Here is a 2,982-nt window from a genome sequence, read left to right as displayed (position 1 = left end):
TTTTAGTTCTTTTTTGTACAGTTTTTATCCACACGGCTCTCCCCGCTTGTTATGTGCAAATGAATGGTTTTAATTGATTCAACATGGAATAGATTTGAGATGAGATAATCTTACAATATTGGAGAGCTCTCATTCAAATTGAATAATACTAAATTATTATTATAAATCAATTTATTATCCAATATATATCGACCATTATATTCTTCTCGAGGATTTACCGTTATCTCCTACATGAACAGCATTCCATAAAGAAGAGCGTAAGTGTATTGAGAGAGGCTTTTTAAATAAGCATATGAAATGCGCAATAACGACAGTGTTCTGTTTTGCATGAGGAACATCATCCTATTAAACAAACACTTCTATCAAACCATCAGAAACCATTGGGCATAAATGCTCCGATTATGCTGGATTATAATTGCCTACAGCATTCGGTTTTAAGAAGCACGCAGTTTTAGGAATCGGATCGATATGTAAAGGTGAAAAAAACAAAGCGAGCTTGAAAATGGAGTTAAGCTCTTCCTTATGGCAAATAAAATCATGCCCCTAAAAACATACCCCATGTGATCAATCATCATACCTTTACAAAAAAACATTCCAATGATCTTAGGTGATAATATCAGGGTGGTCTCGTCCCAATACTTGTTGTATGTTTAGTAGTTTTAGTGCCACCTGTTGCAAAGGTTGGAGAACTTCTTGCGGATTAAAATTGTGTTTGCGTGGATCACTTTCATACTGTTCAAAATAAAGTCGTAAAGTAGCACCTAGCGTCCCTGTTCCCGACAAACGGACTACCAACCGTGCTCCATTCTCGAAAAAAATACGTATGCCTTGCCGCGTGCTAACGCTCTGATCAACAGGATCATGATATGTAAAATCGTCTGCTTTTTTGACGAAAAATCCAGAAATTTCAGTTCCTGAATGTGGTAAGTGTGCACGCAAATGTTCTATAATTTCCAAAGCTTTATCGGCTTCGACTTCTTCATAATCATGCCGTAACGTGTAAAAACGCCCATAGGTGTACCAATGCTGTTGAACAATTTGTGCGACAGTTTTTTCTGTTACCGCTAAAAGATTTAACCAAAATAGGACAGCCCATAAACCATCTTTTTCACGGATATGATGAGACCCAGTTCCAAAGCTTTCTTCACCACAAAAGGTTACTTTCCCCGCATCCAAAAGCGTTCCAAAAAACTTCCATCCCGTTGGTGTTTCAAAAAATTTTAATCCTTTTTTTTCCGCGACCAGATCAGCAGCACGCCCCGTCGGCATAGAACGCGCTATCCCCACAACACCTTTTCGATATCCTTTAATGAGGTGTGCATGCTCAGCCATAATAGCCAGAGAATCTGACGGCGAAACAAATTGCCCACGACCAATAATGAGGTTACGATCTCCATCACCATCAGAGGCTGCGCCAAGATCTGGTCCTTTCTCTGACATCAATAAATCATAAAGAGCCTTAGCATAAACCAAATTGGGATCTGGATGACCACCTCCAAAATCTGGCAAAGGAATACCATTAACCACCGTCCCTTCAGAAAATCCTAAGCATTTTTCAAAAATTTCATGAGCATAAGGCCCTGTTACCGCATGCATGGCATCAAACCGTAAAGTAAGACCTCGAGCAACAGCCTTGGCAATACAGTCAAAATCAAAAAGCTCCTGCATCAAAGCAACATAATCAGCGACAGGATCAATAATATCAATCCGCATGGCTCCCATAAAGATCGTACCTTGCCTATCTAAATCAACATCTGGTGCTTCAAGAATTTTATAAAAAGAAAGACGTTGCGATGTTGCAAAAATAGCATCACATAAAGAATTAGGAGCGGGTCCCCCATTAGAAATATTATATTTAATACCACAATCTCCTTCTGGACCACCAGGATTATGGCTTGCAGAAAGAATAAGTCCACCATGGGCATGAGTTTTACGAATAAGATGCGAAACAGCAGGTGTAGAAAGAATACCGCCCCTTCCCATTTTAATAAGAGAGACACCATGCGCCGCTGCCATCTTCAACACAATCTGAAGGATAGTACGATTAAAAGTGCGCCCATCCCCCCCAAGAATTAACATTTTTCCTTCAAGAGGCCCAATGTTATTAAAAAGAGACTGTATAAAGTTTTCTACATAATGGGGTTGTTGAAAAACAGACACTTTTTTGCGCAAACCAGATGTTCCCGGTTTTTGCCCCTCAAAAGCCGTGGTCAAAACTGTCTTTATGGTCATATCCATACCTTTATATTCTTTCCTATAATTTTAAGGTGAAGAGTATCCAAAGTCGACCATTAATTCTACTTGACGGAAGTGTGAAATATTTGCACACTCGTTAGAAGTAAGAATTTTTTAAGAAGCCCTTTTATTTAAAACGATCTTTCCCATATGTTTTTAAATACGAAGGCTGTTTTAAAACAAAATTTTCGTAAAAGAATACAGGAGCATCATGATGATGAAAAAAACAGTTCCCAATGTAACATTCCACACACGCGTACGCGATGAATCAATGGCTGGAGACAATCCTTATCGGTGGCAAGAAGTTAGCAGCGATGCTTACTTTAAAGGAAAGCGTGTTATTCTTTTTTCTCTTCCTGGAGCTTTTACCCCTACTTGCTCAACCTTTCAGCTGCCTGACTTTGAAAAACTCTATGATGAATTTAAACACGCTGGTATTGATGAAATTTATTGCCTTTCCGTCAATGATGCTTTTGTCATGAATGCTTGGGGAAAAGCACAAAATATCAAAAACGTGAAATTAATTCCCGATGGCTCTGGTGAGTTCACACGCAAAATGGGTATGCTGGTTGCAAAAGACAATGTTGGTTTCGGCATGCGATCATGGCGCTATGCAGCTGTTATTAATGATGGTGTGGTTGAACAATGGTTCGAAGAAGCAGGTTTTTCAGATAATTGTGCAACAGATCCTTACGAAGTTTCTTCACCACAAAATGTTTTAAAAGCCTTGAAAAGCTAATTCCAACC

Annotated in this window: 2 protein-coding genes; one reads left to right on the top strand and one right to left on the bottom strand. The window is 39.0% G+C overall.

Annotation, left to right across the window (positions count from 1 at the left end):
- Positions 1 to 603 precede the first annotated feature (603 nt).
- Complete coding sequence (locus ACFIO3_RS10865) at positions 604 to 2,232, bottom strand: alpha-D-glucose phosphate-specific phosphoglucomutase (protein WP_375704448.1); 1,629 nt, start codon at positions 2,230 to 2,232, stop codon at positions 604 to 606.
- A gap of 217 nt (positions 2,233 to 2,449) precedes the next feature.
- Here ACFIO3_RS10865 and ACFIO3_RS10860 point away from each other — a divergent pair, with 217 nt between their 5' ends.
- Positions 2,450 to 2,974 carry a peroxiredoxin gene (locus ACFIO3_RS10860; RefSeq protein WP_375607278.1) on the top strand — a complete coding sequence of 175 codons (525 nt, stop codon included), beginning with the start codon at positions 2,450 to 2,452 and terminating at the stop codon, positions 2,972 to 2,974.
- Positions 2,975 to 2,982 lie beyond the last annotated feature (8 nt).

It is taken from the genome of Bartonella sp. AD328YNZD (assembly GCF_042196425.1).
Note: the sequence above shows the minus strand (reverse complement) of the source record. Positions and strands in the feature narration are given on the sequence as shown.